Here is a 19,491-nt window from a genome sequence, read left to right as displayed (position 1 = left end):
AATAATTTACTATATATTGTGAGAGTTCGGTATTACACCGGACTCTCTTTTTTTGACTGGGATTTAATACTTTATTTGATCTAGTATGCCATTGAGGAAAGCAATTGCCACTCCATAATTCGTCATAGGAATATGTTGCTCCCGCGCGCGTTCAATACGGCTAAGTACGTATTTACGATTGAACATACATGCTCCGCAATGGATAACGAGAGAGTAAGGAGTCAGGTCCTGTGGAAAGTCGGTTCCGGCTACCATATCAATTTGCAGATTCTCTCCAATTCGTTTCCGTAACAAACGGGGAAGTTTCACTCTTCCTATATCTTCTGAAAGGGGAGCGTGTGTACAAGCTTCCGCTATCAGTACACGTGACGATTCCGTTAGTCCTTCAATGGCAGTTGCACTTTCTACATAATAATGAATATCACCTTTATATCCAGCGAAAAGCACAGAGAAAGAGGTTAGTTCACTTTCCTTTGGCTTCTGTTCATAAATAGTCTTGAAGACCTGTGAATCGGTGACGATTAATTTCGGGGGACGGGCAAGAGCTTGCAGGGTTGCCGAAAACTTGTCAGTGGTACAAGTCACTACGAGACATTTCTTATCCAACAATTCGCGGATAGTCTGCACTTGGGGCAGAATCAGTCTGCCTTTAGGAGCCTGAATATCCTGCGGCATGACCAGAAGTACAAGGTCGTTTTCTGTAACAAGCTCCCCGGTGATACTCTGTTGACCGAAATCTGAAGGTAGTTTTTCGAGAATGGCTTGCCGGATCTGTTCAATTCCTGTCTTTTCTTTGGCACTGATAAGTAATGGGCGTATTTTACATTCGTTCTCAATATACGTAGCTAAGCTATCGCTATTTTCTCGTATATCTATTTTGTTCAATATCGGAATGACAGGGATATTTTTCTCTTTCAATAATGCCAGCATCTCCTTTTCATGAGAAAAAGTAGTGTCTCCACATAGTAGCAATGCAATATCCGTTTTCTCGATAGCCTTTAAAGTCCGGCTGATACGCAGCTCCCCCAGTTCTCCCTCATCATCGAACCCCGGAGTATCTATAAACAAACACGGACCAATACCTTGAATTTCCATAGCTTTGGATACAAGGTCGGTAGTCGTTCCCGGAGTATTTGAAACGAGGGCGGTGTCCTGTCCTGTCAATGCATTGATAAGAGAAGATTTACCACAGTTTCGTCTACCGAAAAGGGCTATATGAAGTCTGTTTGCATTTGGAGTATCTGTTAAGTTCATAATTAATAATTTTTTAATGTGCAAATGTGCCAATTGGCTGCGCATGAATGAACTAATTGACATATTAGCACATTGACACATTGGCGTATTATTTAAAATCTAAAATCTCTTTGCCCTGCGGCTATGGCTTTGAGGTTTCGGATAGCTATTTCCCTGATTTTGGGGTTGGGGATCCGGTCTGTTTCTTTTAGAATCAATTCTAATCCTTTCTGGCGGGTATCTTCGGAAGCATAATCTTCCAGATACTCTTTCAGGGTCATCAGTGCATTGGGGCCGCAACAGTTGGCTATCTGGCCGGATTTTACTAATGACATGAAACGGTCGCCTGTCCGTCCTTCCCGGTAACAGGCAGTACAGAAACTGGGGATATATCCGAGTTCGAGCAACCAGTTGACCACTTCGTCCAATGTCCGGGTATCGCTTACGTCAAATTGCGCGGAATTATGGTCGGGTAATTCTGTTTCAGCATATCCGCCTACACTGGTGCGTGAACCGCCGCTGATTTGTGAGATACCCAATTCGAGCACCTTTTTACGTGATTCTTGTGATTCACGTGTGGAAATAATCATTCCCGTATAAGGAACGGCCATACGGATAACAGCTACAATCTTACTGAATATCTCATCGGAGATTGCATTCGGAAAATCTCCCGCATCAATGTCGTCCGCCGAACAGATACGCGGCACGCTGATTGTATGAGGACCTACACCAAATTTGGCTTCCAGATGTTCGGCATGCATTAACAATCCGATAAAATCATACCGATAAGTATTCAAACCGAAAAGCACACCAATACCTACATCATCGATTCCCCCTTCCATGGCACGGTCCATCGCTTCGGTGTGATAGGCGTAATTACTCTTGGGGCCGGTGGGATGAAGTGCTTCGTAGTTGTCCTTGTGATAAGTCTCCTGGAATAAGATATACGTACCGATACCTGCCTCTTTTAATCGGCGATAATTTTCTACTGTAGTGGCTGCGATATTTACGTTTACGCGGCGGATAGCTCCGTTTTTATGTTTGATACTGTAAATCGTTTGAATAGATTCCAGAATATATTCTATCGGATTTAGTGACGGATGTTCACCCGCTTCAAGAGCGAGCCGCTTATGTCCCATATCCTGCAAGGCAATCACTTCCCGGCGAATTTCTTCCTGCGTCAGCTTCTTGCGTGTAATCGTTTTGTTTTTAGCATGATACGGACAATATACGCAACCATTTACGCAATAGTTTGATAAATAAAGTGGTGCGAACATGACAATGCGGTTGCCGTAAAACTTCTGTTTGATTTCTTTGGCGAGATGAAAGATACGTTCTATCAGGTCAGGTTGGTTACATTCCAGCAGAACGGCTGCTTCCCGGTGCGTCAGTCCTTTGCACAGAGCAGCTTTTTCAATCAGTTGTTCAATCAGGACACGGTTATCCTTATTCTTCTGCGCATATTCCAGCGTATCCAGAATCTCTTCATGATGGATAAACTCTTCTGCTTTTGATGAATCTTTTTGGTATATCATATATTTTCTGTTTTTTCACCATGAGTTGCCCGAATATCACAGATTAAGATTTAATCCGAAATAAATCTTTGTGAATCTGTGCAGTCTGTGGTGCGCTTAAAGTCGCCTCTTTCGGTAGAAATCTCGTAACCGATGGCATTCAACTGCTTTTGTAAGGCAGCCAGCCCTTCGGCAGATTCCGCTCCGAGTGAAGCTTTGTCATTGTATAATTCGTATTTTCTTCGCTCCTCCCGGGGAGACAGGTTGGGCATAACCACATTGGCACCTGCTAAAATACCCCGTTCCCTGCCATCAGGAATGAGAGTGGCAAGAGCTGTTGTTGCCGGAATCAATGCGGACGGATGCATCAGGCGGAAGATGGATAATAGAAGAATCGTCTGTTCCACCGTTCCGCTGGGATGTTCTGCAAAAGGCGTGTCATGATGCGGCAGGAAAGGTCCGATGCCAATCATTTCCGGGCGGAGCTTTTTTATAAACAATAGATCCTCAATGATATGCTCTACTGTTTGTCCCGGACTGCCGACCATAATTCCGGTTCCTGTCTGATAACCGATCTCTTTCAAATCCGCTAAACATTGCAGACGTCGTTTGCCGGACAATTCCGCCGGATGCAGTTGCCGGTAATGCAACTCATTATAAGTTTCGTGACGTAACAGATAACGGTTGGCTCCGGCACGGAAGAAACGTTCGTATGCCTCACGTGATTTTTCACCGAGCGACAGCGTAATGGCACAATCCGGATACTCCTGTCTGATACGGGCGACGGTCATTTCTATCTGATCGTCTGTCAGTGCAGGATCCTCTCCTCCTTGTAATACAAAGGTGCGGAATCCCAGTTCATAGCCCTGTTTGCAACAGTCCAGTATACTCTTCCGGCTTAACCGGTAACGTTCGATATTCGGATTTCCTTTTCGAATACCACAGTAATAACAGTTATTCCGGCAGCAGTTGCTGATTTCAATCAGTCCGCGGATATAAATTTTGTTTCCGAAGTGGAGGAGTGTGACTTCCTGCGCCTGTTTATTGATGTAACGCAGAGTTTCTGCGTCACATCCGGTCAACAGTTGCCGGAATTCTTCCGGTGTCAGTGTTCTTTCCTGTCGTAGTTTATCGATCCATTGTTTCATAGCTCTCTTTCCGTTTGAGCAGCTCTTGTGCCAGTTGGCGACGTCCCGAAACAATGTCATTATGCGTACTTGGTCCGGTGATACATCCTCCTTCGCATGCCATCACTTCAATAAACTGTCCGGCAGCCTTTCCCGTCTTGGCACAGGCACGCAGCAGAGCGATATTCTTTTTATTGATGTCCGACACTTGTATCGCATTGATTTTCTCCGCTTCTTCTTTCAGATAAGCTTTGACAGCTCCCATCACACCACCTGCCTGTGCAAATCCGTGTGCTTCGCGAACGGAAGTATGTAATACGGAGAACTCCTGCATTTGTTCCAGCTGAATGTCCAGCCCGTCGAGAATCGAACCGATTTCTTCGAACGTCAGGATATAATCCACAGCTTCATCGCGGCGTACTTCTTTTCGTTTTGCTACGCAAGGACCGACAAATACAATCTTAGCATCCGGATGCTTTTCTTTGGCAATCCGTGCGGTATAGTACATCGGTGATCCGGTGGTAGAAACATAAGGTTTCATATCCGGAATATGTTTCTCTACCAGTTCGATATAAGAAGGACAACAGGAAGTTGTCATAAACTTCTGCCCCTCTTCCAACTTCTCCAACAACTCGTGAGCTTCATTGCTAGTGGTTGACATGGCGCCTTCGGCCACTTCGATCACATCGGTAAATCCTATTTCTTTGAAAGCACCGTATACTTGTCCGATGGAAGTCTTGAACTGTCCCAAAATAGATGGAGCAATGATGGCAACCATCTTTTCTCCTTTCCGGATCCGTTGCAATACATCGAACGTTTGCGAGATTTCGAAGATAGCACCGAACGGACAAGCATTCATGCATTTTCCGCAATAGATACATTTGCTTTCATCAATATATTCTATACCATGTTCATCTTTACTGATAGCCTTTACCGGACAAGATTCTTCACAAGGTACGGGAATATATACAATAGCGTGATAAGGACAACTTTTGTGACAAATACCGCAACTGACACACGTGTCATGGTCAATCATTGCCTGACCGTTTTTCTTGAAACGTATCGCATCCTTGGGGCAGTTCATATAACAGCTACGTGCCACACATCCGCGGCAAAGGTTGGTTATTTCATAATTGATTTGTATGCAGGAAGAACAGGCCTCATCGATGACGCACATGATATTCTCCTTTTCCGGTTCGGGGCGGCTCAATGCCAGTCGTGCATATTCGGAAAGCGGGGTAACTTCGTCGTGTTCGTCTGTCATATCCAGACCCATCAAGGGAAAAGTCTTGTATCTCCACACCGCACGTTCTTTGTGTATACAACAACGTCCTACAGGTTTTGATTTTCGTGGACTCAACTCAATCGGGAGCCGGTCTATCTTTTCCACTAATTCATCGTTTTTCCAGAGTCTGACAAGGTCCGCCAGCAATTTATGCCGGACAATCATAATATTATTCGTAAATGCCATATTGTAATAAAAGGTTGTTAGTTGGTGCAAAGATACGAACACTATTTCAATATTTAAGTTTTTTGAAACATTCTTGTAACTTTTTTGTAGCCTTCGCGTGCTATCTTTGTGGTGGACAAAAAATAAGAGGAGGCAGAGTTATGAATAGCAGTATTTTTGAACAGCGCAGTCGTTTTGCCATGATTGGTGCATTAATGGTTATTATCAGCCTGATGTTTTTATTCTACATGGGAAGTTCTTTGGTAAGCTCTACCAAAAAATATCTGGAGCAGATACATGAGATAGAGATCACTTGTATCGACACGGACGAATAAAAACAAGCAACCGGAAGGATAGGATAATCCGGAGGAAATTTGTATTTTTGCCGGAAGAAAAAACAGACCTTATGGAAGAAAAGAATAAAGCTTGGAAAACGGTGAGTAGCAAATATTTATTTCGCCGTCCATGGCTGACTGTGCGTTGCGAAGATATGCTACTTCCCAATGGTAACCATATCCCCGAATATTATATCCTTGAGTATCCCGACTGGGTAAATACCATTGCCATTACCAAAGACGGTAAATTCGTTTTTGTCCGCCAGTACCGTCCGGGAATCGAACGAACTTGTTATGAACTGTGTGCCGGTGTCTGCGAGAAGGAAGATGCTTCGCCATTGGTGTCCGCCCAGCGTGAATTGTGGGAAGAAACGGGCTATGGAAAAGGAAACTGGCAAGAGTATATGGTGATTTCCGCTAATCCGAGCACTCATACCAATCTGACCTACTGCTTTCTTGCCACAGACGTAGAACTGATAGATCATCAACATCTTGAAGATACTGAAGATATCACTGTACATCTGCTCACATTGGAAGAAGTGAGAAGCCTGCTAGATAAGAACGAAATTATGCAAGCACTGAATGCTGCTCCATTATGGAAATATATCGCAAATCTGTAATTGTGTTTGGAATTCTGTAGAGAAATAATAACTTTGGAGAAAAATTAAATCATTTTATTATGAAAACAGTTTTATGGAGTATTTTTTGTTTGTTTCTCTCCGGATGGGGAAGTATGCAAACGGCATCAGCGCAGGACTTGAAAGAGATGGAAAAGAACTTGTCTGCCATCAACGAGGAATTGAGTCAAAAGACAAAAGAATATAGTTGGCAGCTTGCAGCGGCTTACGCGGATTACTGTGAAGCAAACAATAAATATATAAGTTGGAACGATTTGCCTTATCTGCAACAGGTTGTCGAATATGAGCGTCCTGCTTCTTTGGAAACTTTCCGGTTGGAGCATAAGGCTGCAAAAGACGAGTTGGATAAGTTTTTAAATACATATAAGGAATATAGGGATCTCAAGAAGAAACAGACTGAAGCAGTGACCAAGGAGCAGAAAGATGCTGTATCTGCAGCCTTTGCAGCTTTTTGGAAAAAGTTGAGAAGCGAAGAAAATTCTTATAAAGATTTATATTACGCCGAACGAAAAGCGATCTGCAAATATAGATCGGAGGCCTTGCGGCATGTAATTGCCCATTATAAGGAAGAAAAACAGGAAGTTCCTACTTCTTTTATAAAATATTCAGAACGGTCTTATTTATTGCAGAAAGGTTCTGCTTTGGAGTTGATGCAGAAAGAAATAAGTGCATTGGAAAGTGTGCAGAGAGAACTTGTACGGAATATAACGAGAGCAAAGTATGGCTTGAATGAGACTGAAGAGAAATAAAAGAGAATTTTACACACGCTTGATAAGATAATACGGGATAATCCCTTTTTATGCTGGAGGTCTGGACTGAAAAGTTCAGGCCTCTTTATCTTTCCCCTCAAGTATATATAGAAAAGTTTCTTTTCTCCCTATGCAAACTTCCTTTGCATGGGAAGTAAACTTATTAAGGTTATAGGGTAATCTATAAACGCAACTTTTGTTTATAAAATTGCAACTTGCATTTATATAAATGAAACTTCCGTTTTTATAAACGCAACTTGCGTTTATAGATTGAAGTAAAGGGGAAGTAACTTTGCCCGGTAGGGAAAGTAAGTTCTCTCCTTATCGAAAAGAAGTTTTCTAATAATACTTTGAACGATAGATAGTGAGGATTCGAACAGGGATGTATGTTTGTTCAGCGCTATTCCAATACAAAAATAATAGTCTCATTTACAGGTGCCCAGTCATAGATAAACTTGGCGTGGGAAGTCGCGTTTCGTACACACATATGCGAACGCGGTGTCGTTCCCAACGACGGACTATATTCAATCTGCGTCTTGCGGGGAGCATTGACCGGTACTCCATGGATATAGGCCCCATCTGTGAAACGGCTGGCATAAGGCGCATAACCTCCCGTTTCTTTCGAACCGTCTTTTAAAAATACCATCTTTACTTTCTTTTCCTGTAAAACAAACATACCTAACGGAGTTTCCTGTGCATATGGCGGCAGATGACGTCCCGTAGTGGAAGGATTCATACTGCGAACCACCCATTGACCTTTTCCGCTACGTTCGAGAGAAGTGATGTTCTGATTGTGGCGGTCTATGAAAATAGCTTTGTTAAAAACAACCGTATCTCCGATTACTTTGACATACTTTTTAGGAATCATCCATTCATCTCCGGTAAACACCGGTTCTGCTTTAATGAATTTTTCTCCATTTTCGATGAAACGGGTCAGTTCTCCATCCTGCCCGTAACGTTCGGGTACCAATGTGTCAGTCAGCAAATAAAGTGGAACGGATTGATAACGTTCTATACCGAGTGTATCTGCCACTCGTCCGTAAGCATTTCTTTTGAAACTTCTCACCAGTGGCGCTTCTCCATTCCTGTTTTTGTAATTCTGGAGAATTGCCCACGTGGAAGGCTGCAACTGTATATTTTCGAGTAAGGCCAGCTGTTCTTTGATTTTATCCCATTGAAACTGCCGGGTAGTGTCTTTATAAGGATAGATATCATCCAATGTATATTGGTCGTACAACAAATCTTTAGTGATTTGTATCTGCTCTGCTGTGAGTTTTTTATCAACTGGTTTAACTTCGGGTCTAACTATTGTATCTTGCAACAGCGAGTCTGTTTGTTGTCCGTGTACAGGAGGAATCTCTCCTGAACGCGAAGTGCAGGAGTAGAAAACGCAAGAGGCGATGATGAGGCCGGATGCTATTCTATTCATATTATTTATACAGTGCATTTGATGGTTCGTTTACGAATATACGTCATTATAAGGAATAATCCTTTTGTTTTGTTTAAAAAGTGGGAGACAAATATACTTTTTTGCCATACAATGCAAGTTGTCAGTCATTTTGTCAGTCAAATTCTGACAAAGAATCATTTATTTACTTTGGCACGCTTTTCGCAATAACTTTAGCGTTCCGCCTGAAAAATGGCGGATAACATCTACTATTAAATGTATAACTAAAATATAACAAGTAACTATGAACATTAAACCATTAGCAGACAGAGTGCTTATCCTCCCTGCACCTGCAGAAGAAAAAACAATTGGTGGTATCATTATCCCTGATACAGCAAAAGAAAAACCTTTGAAGGGTGAAGTTGTGGCAGTAGGTCACGGTACGAAAGACGAAGAAATGGTATTGAAAGTAGGCGATACAGTTCTTTATGGTAAATATGCCGGAACAGAACTTGACGTTGAAGGTACTAAATATCTGATCATGCGTCAGAGCGATGTTCTCGCTGTTTTGGGTTAATTAATAATAGTAAATAAATCTTTAAATAGTAAATAAAGAAATGGCAAAAGAAATATTATTCAATATCGATGCCCGTGACCAATTGAAAAAAGGTGTCGATGCTTTGGCAAATGCAGTAAAAGTAACTCTGGGCCCGAAAGGACGTAACGTTATCATCGAGAAGAAATTCGGTGCTCCGCACATCACAAAAGATGGTGTGACAGTGGCAAAGGAAATCGAATTGTCAGATGCTTACCAGAATACTGGTGCACAGTTAGTAAAAGAAGTTGCTTCTAAAACAGGTGACGATGCCGGTGACGGTACAACTACTGCAACCGTTCTTGCACAGGCTATCGTAGCTGAAGGTTTGAAAAACGTAACTGCCGGTGCTAGCCCGATGGATATCAAACGTGGTATCGACAAAGCCGTTGCCAAAGTGGTAGAATCAATCAAGGATCAGGCTGAAACTGTAGGTGACAACTATGACAAGATCGAACAGGTTGCCACTGTATCTGCAAATAACGACCCGGTAATCGGTAAATTGATTGCTGACGCTATGCGTAAGGTTTCTAAAGACGGTGTGATCACTATCGAAGAAGCAAAAGGAACAGATACTACTATCGGTGTAGTAGAAGGTATGCAGTTCGACCGTGGCTATTTGTCAGCTTACTTCGTGACAAATACGGAAAAGATGGAATGTGAGATGGAGAAACCTTACATCCTGATCTATGACAAGAAGATTTCTAACCTGAAAGATTTCTTGCCTATCCTCGAACCGGCTGTACAGACAGGTCGTCCGCTGTTGGTCATTGCAGAAGATGTAGATAGCGAAGCGTTGACTACATTGGTAGTAAACCGTCTGCGTTCTCAATTGAAGATTTGTGCTGTGAAAGCTCCGGGTTTCGGTGACCGTCGTAAAGAAATGCTGGAAGATATCGCTATCCTGACAGGTGGTGTTGTTATCAGCGAAGAAAAAGGTTTGAAACTGGAACAGGCTACCATCGAAATGTTGGGTACTGCTGACAAAGTTACAGTTACTAAAGACTATACAACTGTTGTAAACGGTGCAGGTAACAAAGACAGCATCAAGGAACGTTGCGAACAGATCAAAGCACAGATTGTAGCAACTAAGTCTGACTATGACCGTGAGAAATTGCAGGAACGTCTGGCTAAATTGTCAGGTGGTGTGGCTGTTCTCTATGTAGGTGCTGCTTCTGAAGTAGAAATGAAAGAAAAGAAAGACCGCGTGGACGATGCTTTGCGTGCAACTCGTGCTGCTATCGAAGAAGGTATCATCCCGGGTGGTGGCGTAGCTTATATTCGTGCAATCGACACTATCGAAAATATGAAGGGTGACAATGCTGACGAAACAACCGGTGTTGAAATCATCAAGCGTGCTATCGAAGAGCCACTTCGTCAGATCGTTGCTAACGCTGGTAAAGAAGGTGCGGTAGTTGTTCAGAAAGTACGTGAAGGCAAAGGTGACTTTGGTTACAATGCTCGTCTGGATATTTACGAAAACTTGCACGCTGCCGGTGTAGTAGACCCTGCTAAGGTTGCTCGTGTAGCTTTGGAAAATGCAGCTTCTATCGCTGGTATGTTCCTGACTACTGAATGTGTAATCGTAGAAAAGAAGGAAGATAAGCCAGAAATGCCGATGGGTGCTCCCGGAATGGGAGGCATGGGCGGAATGATGTAATTCCGACTTTCGCTTAGAAATATATAATTAAGGATAAGAACCACTTTCCCTGATAGGGGAGGTGGTTCTTTTTTTGGTATTCCTGCAACATCTCTGCCTTCAATTTGTTCGATTGTTGAAATACTCCTATATTTATTGTCTAATTTATTAATAAATCGTGAGATGTTGAAAGTAGTAACATTTATGAAGCAAGTAGCCCGTGGGCTACAGATGGGGGAAACTTTGGTACTGCTCATGTATACCGTAGCAGTCTCAATGCCATCATTGCTTATTGTGGGAAAGAGGATTTCACCTTTGATGAGGTGAATCCGGAGTGGTTAAAAGGGTTTGAAGTACATCTTCGTAGTCGTGGTTGTAGCTGGAATACCGTCTCCACTTATTTGCGCACGTTTCGTGCAGTTTATAACCGTGCCGTTGATCTTCGTAAGGCACCTTATATTCCTCACCTGTTCCGTTCTGTTTATACAGGCACTCGTGCCGATCATAAACGTGCGTTGGGTGATGAGGATATAAAGAGGGTATTTGTCAAGTTGTCACAGACTTTACCTTGTTCGCAGTCGCTGCGTAAGGCACAGGAATTCTTTATCCTAATGTTTTTATTGCGTGGTTTGCCATTTGTCGATCTCGCCTATTTGCGTAAAAGTGATTTACGTGATAATGTGATTACGTATCGCAGGCGTAAGACAGGACGCACCTTGTCTGTGACACTGACCGCGGAAGCGATGGTTTTGGTAAAGAGGTATATGAATCGTGACAGTTCTTCTCCTTATCTGTTTTCTTTGTTGAAAAGCCGTGAAGGTACTCGGGAAGCTTATCGTGAGTACCAGTTGGCATTGCGCACATTCAACCGTCAGTTGATGTTGTTGGGCGAATTGTTGGGATTGGGTGATAGGTTGAGTTCCTATACTGCGCGCCACACCTGGGCTACGACAGCTTATTATTGTGAGATTCATCCGGGTATTATTTCCGAAGCGATGGGGCACTCTTCTATCACTGTGACTGAAACGTATTTAAAGCCTTTCAGGAATAAGAAAATTGATGAAGCCAATAAGCAGGTAGTTGATTTTGTTAAGCGGTCTATTTGTGGATTAACCGCTTGATAAATAGCCTGTTACTTTATAGGTAACGGGAATAAATACCGGTGCAAATATGAGCATATTTCTTAAAACAACCAAACGAAATCGCACATTTTTTCTAATAAAGCACTCAAAAGGAGAACACAAGCAGATAAAACACGTGGATTCTTTGTATTAGGGCTTGTTAACCTCTAAATTTTGCACAAGATTTCCCTCCCCTCTACCTTTTCCTTGAGATAGGGGTTAAAAAGTTTCATTGCATATTATATCGTTTTCTAGTATTGACTACTCCAGAAGAGCAGGCACGAAGGTTCTTCCGTTACCTATAAAGTAACGGGCATGCTATTATTGAAACTTAGTGTTTAATAATATATTATTAATGTAATTTTTAAGTAGTTATGAAAAGAAAATTTGTAAAAGTGATGTTCTTCGGGGCGTTGGCACTTTCTACTGTCACCTATGTAGGCTGTAAAGACTATGATGATGACATCGACAATCTGCAGACACAGATTGACGCAAACAAAGCTAGCATTGCCGAGTTACAGAATTTTGTGAAAGAAGGTAAATGGGTAACCGCTGTAGAACCAATTACTGATGGATTTAAAATAACTTTTAATGATGGTAAGAGTTATTCTATCGTAAGTGGTGCTGCAGGGGCAAGTGGTACAAAGATTGAGATTGATCCTACTACAAAGAATTGGATTATTGATGGGAAAGACAGTGGCATTTGTTCTGAAGGACAGAAAGGTGATAAAGGAGATGACGGTGAACCGGGTAAAGGTGAACCAGGCAAAGATGGTGAGGATGGATATGCACCACAAATTTCAGAAAATGGTAACTGGATTGTTTGGGATGCTGCATCTCAAAAGCCTGTAGAAACAGATATTAAAGCCGCTTCTGATATTTATGTAACTGCTGATCCTAACAATTCATTGGTTTGGGTATTGAATGTTTTCAATAAGGAGACAAAAGAATGGGAAAAGGTTTCTATGCCGAAAGCTGCTCGTATCACTAGCATGAGTGTACTTGGTGTAAAAGCAGATGGTACTGTTGATTTAGGCTCTACAGAGGCGGAGGCTACTTTATACTATGGTGAAGCTAAAAAGGATATTGAATTCAATGGAAACAAAACTTTCAAGAAGAAAGGAGATTTACTTGTTGCTAGAGGGGGTAGCATGATCCATGCATTGATTAACCCTGTGAATTTGAAAGCTGCGGATATTCAAGCCTATGAAATCGGTTTGACAGATTCCAAAGGTAATACTAACTTTGTTGTTGCTAGTATTGGAGACAATTTTAGTGAAAATGCTTTGACTCGTGCAGCAGAAGAACCTGAAGCTACAGCAAATAAGGGAATTTATGATTTGACTCTCAAATTTGCAGATGAAGTAGATTATAATACATTAAAGGATTTTGATTCTGAAACTGCATATGCATTTACAACAAAAGATGCATGGGGCAATGAAATCATTTCACAGTATGGTATAACAGTCAATGCTATAGAAGGAGCACCAAGTGTTGATTTTACTAATCCTGAATCTCTGCCTATTAAAACGACTTATAATCTGGATGAATTAGTTGGCAATGACAATTTGGATAAAGTAGTAGCTTATTATTATGAGGTTAAAGAAGCAGATGCCAAGAAGGTAGATGCCACATTTGATAAAGAGAAGAATACGATTCTTGCAAATAAAGAAGGTGAATTGCCTGTTGTTCTTCACTATCTTAGTACTGAAGGAGTTGATGAGCCTGTTTCATTGACTCTGACATTTACCTATGTAGCAAAACCTGCTGAAATTAAAGATATGACTTGGGTTGTTGATGATAAGAAGCTAACGGCAGAATCTGAAATTGTTGGTCCTTCAGTAGATGAAATTAAGAAATATATTAGTGGTATTGATTCTGAAATAGAATATACTGGTGGAAAGGTAACAATCAATGGAGAGAAAGATCTGGAATATGGAGATGAGGAAACTAAAAATAGTATTCAATTATCTTTAGTTGGTCTCAATGCAAAAGGTGAAGATGTTCAAGAACTGGATGATAAGTCTATTATTAAATATGTAATCAGAGCTAAATTCGACAAAGAGCATGTTGCTGCTGTACCTCATACTGCAACTGTGAAGTTTAAGAATAAGGATTACACAGGAGAAGGAGTAGATTTGGGTAATCAATATTTGTATGAAACTACATTTACGATTACTGTAGATCAGCAGGATGACAAGTTGTTTGTCTTTAAGCGTGCAGATGCTTACTTTGAGGGTAATGATGCTACTGCATATGGTAAGGTATATGCGAATGGAGTAGAAACGAAGACTATTTCTTATAATCTTTACTCTTTGTATCAAGCTAACTCTATACTTGAAGGTGAAGAGCTTATTAATTCATTTGTTGCATTCAATGAAGCAATACCAGAAGATGAGGCGGATGAGAAGGAAGGAAAACAATGGTTGGAAAGTCAAGGCACTAGCAATGGAGATATATCAGTTGAACCTTCCCCTGCATATGGTGGTGCTTACATGGGCCGTAAGATAACTGTAACTTATGCACCGTTCGGAAATCCTCGTCTGAATGCTATTGTTGACGAATTTAATCTGACAATAAAATCTGAAATCTTTGAAGGTAATTTCGAATATGCGAAGAAGATAGATGATAAAGTTATAGGAACTAAGGATAATCCATTCGAAGTTGATGGTGGTCGTTCTATAGATATATTGGAGAGTGAATTCAAGAAAGAGGATGTTTATGGTGCTATCTATAAATTTGACGATGATAGAATAGTTAAAGTTGAAGTTGCATTAGCAGATAAGAATGCTGAAACTTATCTGGCGGTATCTGACAAGAAGTTTACAGGAGTTGAATCAGAAGACGGTAAGAAAGATAACAAGGTTACTATATCTAAGAATCCTTCTGCAACAGGTATTGTAACTCCTCCAGTTTGTAAAGTAGATGTTAAGATCACTGATAAGTGGGGTAAAACGAAGACTACATCAATCTATGTTGAAGTGATTAAGTAACTTAGATTAATGAACTAATAATTGAGGGCATCTTAATTCTTTTAGGACTAAGGATGCCTTCTCTTTACAGATTGAAATATGGGATAATAAATCCTTTGAAAAGAATATGTTGAGAGACAGATGGAAGAGATCATGCTTGTGAAAGTATATCCTTTAAATATCTGTCTTTTAGAAAGGGATACCTCCCTTATTTCCCACAGGTATCCCTTTTTTTGTCTCATTACATCTTCTTATTTGCACTAGAACCAATTTGCTAGTCCCTTATTTCCCTATAGATTAAGGAGATGTTTTGAGAGTATAGAAAGCCCGGGCTTGCGAAAGTCCGGGCTTTTTGTACTCTTTTGTCTTTGGAACATCTTAGCCGTTTCCTTTGTTTGTTCATGCGAGGTATTTCCATTGATGGGATAATACTCGTATATTTATCGTCTAAATTATTAATAAATTATGAGATGTTGAAAGTACTAGCATTTATGAAGCAGGTAGCCACTGGGTTACAGATGGAGGGAAACTTTGGGACTGCACATGTTTATCGTAGTAGTCTGAATGCCATCATTGCTTATCGTGGGAAAAAAGATTTTGTTTTTAGTGAAGTGACTTCGGAGTGGTTGAAAGGGTTCGAAGTATATCTTCGTAGTCGTGGATGTAGTTGGAACACCGTTTCCACCTATTTACGGACCTTTCGTGCGGTTTACAATCGTGCGGTCGATCTTCAGAAGGCTCCTTATGTTCCTCATTTGTTTCGTTCGGTTTATACCGGGACGCGAGCTGACCATAAACGTGCGTTGGGTGATGAGGATATGAAGAAGGTGTTTACTAAATTATCTCGTGCATCGGGTGTACCATTAGCGGTATATCAGGCGCAGGAGCTATTCATCTTGATGTTTTCGCTTCGTGGTATGCCGTTTGTCGATCTTGCTTATTTGCGTAAGAGTGATTTGCGCGATAATGTAATAACGTATCGTAGACGTAAAACCGGGCGCCCATTGTCGGTGACATTGACTCCGGAAGCAATGGCTTTGGTAAAGAAATACATGAATCGTGATTCTTCTTCTCCTTATTTATTTCCGTTGTTGAGAAGTCGTGAAGGAACCAAAGAGGCTTATCGCGAATATCAGCTTGCATTACGCAGCTTTAACCAGCAGCTGATGTTATTGGGTGAATTGCTCGGATTGGGAGATAAACTTAGTTCGTACACCGCCCGTCATACCTGGGCTACGACGGCTTATTATTGTGAAATTCATCCGGGTATTATTTCTGAAGCGATGGGACATTCGTCTATCACCGTCACTGAAACCTATCTGAAACCTTTCAGGAATAAGAAAATTGATGAAGCAAATAAGCAAGTTCTTGATTTTGTGAAGCGTTCTGTGACAGGTGTAAGTGCTTGAAAATTATTCTGTTACTCTGTAGGTAACGGGAATGAATATCGGTGCAAATATGAGCATATTTCTTAAAACAACCAAACGAAATCACACATTTTTTCTAATAAAGCATTCAAAAGTAGAACTAGAACAAATAAAACACGCGGATTCTTTGTATTAGGGCTTTGTTAACTTCTAAATTTTGCAAAAGATTTCCTTCCCCTCTACTGCCTTTCAGAAGCAGGGGTAAAAAAGTTTCATCACATTTGGTATCATTTTTTCAGTATTGACTACTCCAGAAGAGCAGGCACAAAGGTTTCTCTGTTACCTACAGAGTAACGGGCATGCTATTATTGAAACTTAGTGTTTAATAATATATTATTAATGTAATTTTTAAGTAGTTATGAAAAGAAAATTTGTAAAAGTGATGTTCTTCGGGGCGTTGGCACTTTCTACTGTCACCTATGTAGGTTGTAAGGACTACGATGATGACATCGACAATCTGCAAACACAGATTGACGCTGTAAAAGTGTCACTCGAGGAGTTGCAGGCAAAGGTTAACAGCGGTTCCGTTATAACAAATGTCGCGAAAGGAGAAAACGGGATTACTGTGACGCTTAGTGATGGCAAAAGCTATGAACTGAAAAATGGTACTAATGGTAAGAATGGTACAGATGCTGATGTCTGGACTATTGGTGAGAAAGATGGTTATTGGTATAAGAATGGAACGAAGACCCAATACAAAGCTGTCGGAGTGGATGGTGGAACTGGAGCTACGGGAGCAACAGGTCCTTCAGGTGCACCCGGTGCAAATGGTAAATACTATGTACCTAACAAAGAAACTGGAAAATTCGATATTTATCAGGATGGTAAATTCGTAGAAACAACTGATATTAGTTGGAAAACTACTTCTGAAGGTGGAATGACAGCTATTCTTAATGGTAATGTGTTGACTCTTCAAGGAGTTGAAGGAGCACCCGACGGTGTGACAATTGACCTCACTTCTGGTATTTCTTTGTCTTCTATAGCATTCATGCCTGATGTAGTAAGTAAGGATGTTCCTTATGCAACTACCAGTGCACCTTTCTATCACATCAAAAACTATTTGGATGAAACTAAATACAATACTGCCACTGGTGAATTTACCAATTTGTCAGATTGGGGTAAATCGAATGTGGTAGCAATGAATTACCGTTTGAATCCGGAAGATGCAAATGTAGATGGAAAGACTGTATTTGGCTTCATTGATCGCAAGGTTACAACTCGTGCAACAGGTGACAGAACAGTGTTACTGAATGTAGATGAGAAGAAAGTGGCTGACGGTGTTGTTGTGATTGGAGCAACAATCAACCCGGCTGCATTGGCGCAAAATGCAGAATATAATATCGCTGCTTTGCAGGCATGGTATGGTCAAGTGCCATTGACTTCTGATTATGTATATGCTACATCAACAGAGATTGATCTTGTGCTTGCTGATAGTGTGAAAACAAAAGCAGGAGATGATGAAGCGACAACATTCTATAAGCGCAGCATATCCACTTCATTCAAAGACGGTGAGACAAGTGCCTTTATTCAAAAATTCGTGAAATTAACTGCAGATGCAAATGCTGCATTTAAGTATACATCTACAATCAATTTGAAAGATTATGTTGGATTATATTCTAATCAAAAAGACAATTGGTTGGCTGCACTGGATTTTAAAGGTATGAGCTATGAATTCACTATACCTAAAGAGTACTTGGCTAATGATGACGAAAAGACAAACCAACAATGGTTTATCGTGAAAGACAAATCGAAAGACGGAGAAAATCCTCTTGAAAATGGTACAATCATGGTGAATCCAGAAGTGGTGAACGGAACTCCGGCTATCGGACGTACTCCGGTTGTACGAGTAGACGCTTTCCTTACAAGTAATAGTGGACAGAAGAAACTGGTTGCTTCTTCATACATCAAACTGGAAATTACAGCAGAAGATCCTAATCCGGGAGAAAAGCCTGATTATGGAACAATTAAGATGTCTGAACCTAAAGCTGCCGATTATCATAAGTTAGAAGCTGATCAAAACGCATTTACTAATAAATATGATCTTGATAATGTCAATATGGATTATCAGGCTATTAACAATAAGATTTATGGTACTGCAAAATTGACGTCTACTACATTCTGGAATTATTATGGTGGTCAGGAACATAAATATAATGTATTGGTTACTGTTGTTAATAAGAGTGGTCAGGAAGTAACACTTATCAGTGAAGAGGCTAAACAAGAAACTGATAAAGTAATTAATACCGATGGTATACTTCTTAACATCAAGTTGAATAGTGATGCTACTAAGACGTCTGCTATTAAGGTGGGTATCAATGACGTAATCAAGACCCAGAACACTTATAAAGATGTTGATGGTAAGGGAGCTAAATACTCGGTTAAGATCATCATTCCTTCCAATGATAATTCACATGGTGACATTGTTCTTGAACAGATATTCTATGTGAAAGAAGCTTGTGTTGCTTATGAATATAATCCGAACTATCATTTTGACAACTATAACGGTCATGCAAACTGTATCGTTGTTAAGGGACAGATGGCTAACGGACATTGGGAAATGTCTTCTAAGATTTCAGAGCATTTCAAATTGATTGATGGCAAAGATATCTTCACGTATTATGCCGATGTTAATAATACGAAAGCTATTTCTTTCAATTGGAAAGATGCAACAGGAGTAACTCCATCAGGATCATTCAATACTGATCAGCTACTTAAATTATCTGCTGCAATGACCGAACCGGAAATTGTGAAACAGATGAATTATAAAGTGACTTTGAATAATAATGAAGAGTGTAACTTTAATTATAATGTTGTATTCGTTAATCCGTTTGTTGCAGGTGATGCTAAATCAATATCTATTAATGGCAACGCTATCGGTAAGAATACAGGAGAAACTATGCCACAAGTTCTTGTCATCGACAATTCTAAGCAGAATATATATTCTTACTCAACTACGACTAAAAAACTGGAATTGAGTAAGGTAGCTACAGATACTTATAAATTGACAACATCTATCGTTAGTGTGAAGTATGAACCGGTTAAAGATCAGACATGGACTGACTTTACTTCACAGTTGACCTCTGGCTCTACTTTGAGCGTAGATCAGTCTACAGGTACTGTTACTTGGCAAAATGAAGGTACTACATTAGCAAAAGACCTCGTATTTAAAGTGAAAGCAACTGTTACATTTACAGACTTATCTGTGGTAGAATGTTACATTCCTGTTAATTTGACTAACTAACTTGAAACAACGAAGTAACCTTGTAAAAGTATACTTCATATAATTTGCGGAGGACGTTCCAGA

General features: G+C 40.6%; 13 protein-coding genes and 1 pseudogene. 9 read left to right on the top strand and 5 right to left on the bottom strand.

What is annotated here, in order from left to right:
* Window positions 1-63 precede the first annotated feature (63 nt).
* The 4 genes from hydF to NXX38_RS24575 all read right to left on the bottom strand — a co-directional run bounded on the left by hydF (window position 64) and on the right by NXX38_RS24575 (window position 5,345).
* Window positions 64-1,254 carry a [FeFe] hydrogenase H-cluster maturation GTPase HydF gene (gene hydF, locus NXX38_RS24590; RefSeq protein ID WP_258981506.1) on the bottom strand — a complete coding sequence of 397 codons (1,191 nt, stop codon included), beginning with the start codon at window positions 1,252-1,254 and terminating at the stop codon, window positions 64-66.
* A gap of 92 nt (window positions 1,255-1,346) precedes the next feature.
* On the bottom strand, window positions 1,347-2,768 hold the full coding sequence (gene hydG, locus NXX38_RS24585; protein ID WP_258981504.1) for a [FeFe] hydrogenase H-cluster radical SAM maturase HydG: 1,422 nt from the start codon (window positions 2,766-2,768) through the stop codon (window positions 1,347-1,349).
* Between the two features lie 50 nt (window positions 2,769-2,818).
* The gene (gene hydE / locus NXX38_RS24580; protein WP_258981503.1) at window positions 2,819-3,895 is read right to left on the bottom strand and encodes a [FeFe] hydrogenase H-cluster radical SAM maturase HydE; all 1,077 of its coding nucleotides are present in this window, start codon (window positions 3,893-3,895) and stop codon (window positions 2,819-2,821) included.
* Window positions 3,876-5,345 (bottom strand): 4Fe-4S dicluster domain-containing protein, encoded by a 1,470-nt coding sequence (locus NXX38_RS24575; RefSeq protein WP_148364611.1) that lies wholly within the window; start codon window positions 5,343-5,345, stop codon window positions 3,876-3,878. Before NXX38_RS24575 ends, hydE begins: the two co-directional genes overlap by 20 nt.
* A 140-nt stretch (window positions 5,346-5,485) precedes the next feature.
* Here NXX38_RS24575 and NXX38_RS24570 point away from each other — a divergent pair, with 140 nt between their 5' ends.
* The 3 genes from NXX38_RS24570 (at window position 5,486) to NXX38_RS24560 (ending at window position 7,046) form a co-directional block, all read left to right on the top strand.
* Entirely contained in the window at window positions 5,486-5,659 is a 174-nt protein-coding gene (locus NXX38_RS24570; protein ID WP_004301069.1) for a hypothetical protein, read from the top strand.
* Window positions 5,660-5,730: 71 nt separating this feature from the next.
* Window positions 5,731-6,279 (top strand): NUDIX hydrolase, encoded by a 549-nt coding sequence (locus NXX38_RS24565; RefSeq protein ID WP_148364612.1) that lies wholly within the window; start codon window positions 5,731-5,733, stop codon window positions 6,277-6,279.
* Between the two features lie 59 nt (window positions 6,280-6,338).
* A complete protein-coding gene (locus tag NXX38_RS24560; RefSeq protein WP_148364613.1) occupies window positions 6,339-7,046 on the top strand; it encodes a DUF5039 family protein in 708 nt (235 codons plus the stop codon).
* Window positions 7,047-7,446: 400 nt separating this feature from the next.
* Here the strand turns inward: NXX38_RS24560 and NXX38_RS24555 are convergent, their stop codons facing one another.
* A complete protein-coding gene (locus NXX38_RS24555; RefSeq protein ID WP_258981500.1) occupies window positions 7,447-8,493 on the bottom strand; it encodes a L,D-transpeptidase in 1,047 nt (348 codons plus the stop codon).
* 244 nt (window positions 8,494-8,737) lie between these two features.
* Between NXX38_RS24555 and NXX38_RS24550 the strand changes: the two genes are divergently transcribed.
* From NXX38_RS24550 to NXX38_RS24525, 6 genes and pseudogenes are all read left to right on the top strand, one after another.
* Complete coding sequence (locus tag NXX38_RS24550; RefSeq protein ID WP_004314007.1) at window positions 8,738-9,010, top strand: co-chaperone GroES; 273 nt, start codon at window positions 8,738-8,740, stop codon at window positions 9,008-9,010.
* Window positions 9,011-9,050: 40 nt separating this feature from the next.
* Window positions 9,051-10,688 (top strand): chaperonin GroEL, encoded by a 1,638-nt coding sequence (gene groL / locus NXX38_RS24545; protein WP_148364615.1) that lies wholly within the window; start codon window positions 9,051-9,053, stop codon window positions 10,686-10,688.
* A 162-nt stretch (window positions 10,689-10,850) separates the two neighbouring features.
* Window positions 10,851-11,788: pseudogene (locus NXX38_RS24540) on the top strand (tyrosine-type recombinase/integrase).
* A 374-nt stretch (window positions 11,789-12,162) separates the two neighbouring features.
* Window positions 12,163-14,781 carry a DUF4988 domain-containing protein gene (locus tag NXX38_RS24535; RefSeq protein WP_258981498.1) on the top strand — a complete coding sequence of 873 codons (2,619 nt, stop codon included), beginning with the start codon at window positions 12,163-12,165 and terminating at the stop codon, window positions 14,779-14,781.
* Between the two features lie 449 nt (window positions 14,782-15,230).
* A complete protein-coding gene (locus NXX38_RS24530) occupies window positions 15,231-16,169 on the top strand; it encodes a site-specific integrase (protein ID WP_117935966.1) in 939 nt (312 codons plus the stop codon).
* A 376-nt stretch (window positions 16,170-16,545) separates the two neighbouring features.
* Window positions 16,546-19,428 carry a DUF4988 domain-containing protein gene (locus NXX38_RS24525; RefSeq protein WP_258981496.1) on the top strand — a complete coding sequence of 961 codons (2,883 nt, stop codon included), beginning with the start codon at window positions 16,546-16,548 and terminating at the stop codon, window positions 19,426-19,428.
* Window positions 19,429-19,491: the final 63 nt, after the last annotated feature.

The organism is Bacteroides sp. BFG-637 (assembly GCF_024793605.1).
GTDB lineage: Bacteria > Bacteroidota > Bacteroidia > Bacteroidales > Bacteroidaceae > Bacteroides > Bacteroides vicugnae.
The sequence above is the reverse complement of the archived record's forward strand: the minus strand, read 5'-3'. Positions and strand labels throughout refer to the sequence as shown.

Excerpts from the sequence above, each read along its gene's own strand:
- hydF (WP_258981506.1), bottom strand. The coding sequence starts at position 1,254 with ATGAACTTAACAGATACTCCAAATGCAAACAGACTTCATATAGCCCTT.
- hydG (WP_258981504.1), bottom strand. The coding sequence starts at position 2,768 with ATGATATACCAAAAAGATTCATCAAAAGCAGAAGAGTTTATCCATCAT.
- hydE (WP_258981503.1), bottom strand. The coding sequence starts at position 3,895 with ATGAAACAATGGATCGATAAACTACGACAGGAAAGAACACTGACACCG.
- NXX38_RS24575 (WP_148364611.1), bottom strand. The coding sequence starts at position 5,345 with ATGGCATTTACGAATAATATTATGATTGTCCGGCATAAATTGCTGGCG.
- NXX38_RS24570 (WP_004301069.1), top strand. The coding sequence starts at position 5,486 with ATGAATAGCAGTATTTTTGAACAGCGCAGTCGTTTTGCCATGATTGGT.
- NXX38_RS24565 (WP_148364612.1), top strand. The coding sequence starts at position 5,731 with ATGGAAGAAAAGAATAAAGCTTGGAAAACGGTGAGTAGCAAATATTTA.
- NXX38_RS24560 (WP_148364613.1), top strand. The coding sequence starts at position 6,339 with ATGAAAACAGTTTTATGGAGTATTTTTTGTTTGTTTCTCTCCGGATGG.
- NXX38_RS24555 (WP_258981500.1), bottom strand. The coding sequence starts at position 8,493 with ATGCACTGTATAAATAATATGAATAGAATAGCATCCGGCCTCATCATC.
- NXX38_RS24550 (WP_004314007.1), top strand. The coding sequence starts at position 8,738 with ATGAACATTAAACCATTAGCAGACAGAGTGCTTATCCTCCCTGCACCT.
- groL (WP_148364615.1), top strand. The coding sequence starts at position 9,051 with ATGGCAAAAGAAATATTATTCAATATCGATGCCCGTGACCAATTGAAA.
- NXX38_RS24535 (WP_258981498.1), top strand. The coding sequence starts at position 12,163 with ATGAAAAGAAAATTTGTAAAAGTGATGTTCTTCGGGGCGTTGGCACTT.
- NXX38_RS24530 (WP_117935966.1), top strand. The coding sequence starts at position 15,231 with ATGTTGAAAGTACTAGCATTTATGAAGCAGGTAGCCACTGGGTTACAG.
- NXX38_RS24525 (WP_258981496.1), top strand. The coding sequence starts at position 16,546 with ATGAAAAGAAAATTTGTAAAAGTGATGTTCTTCGGGGCGTTGGCACTT.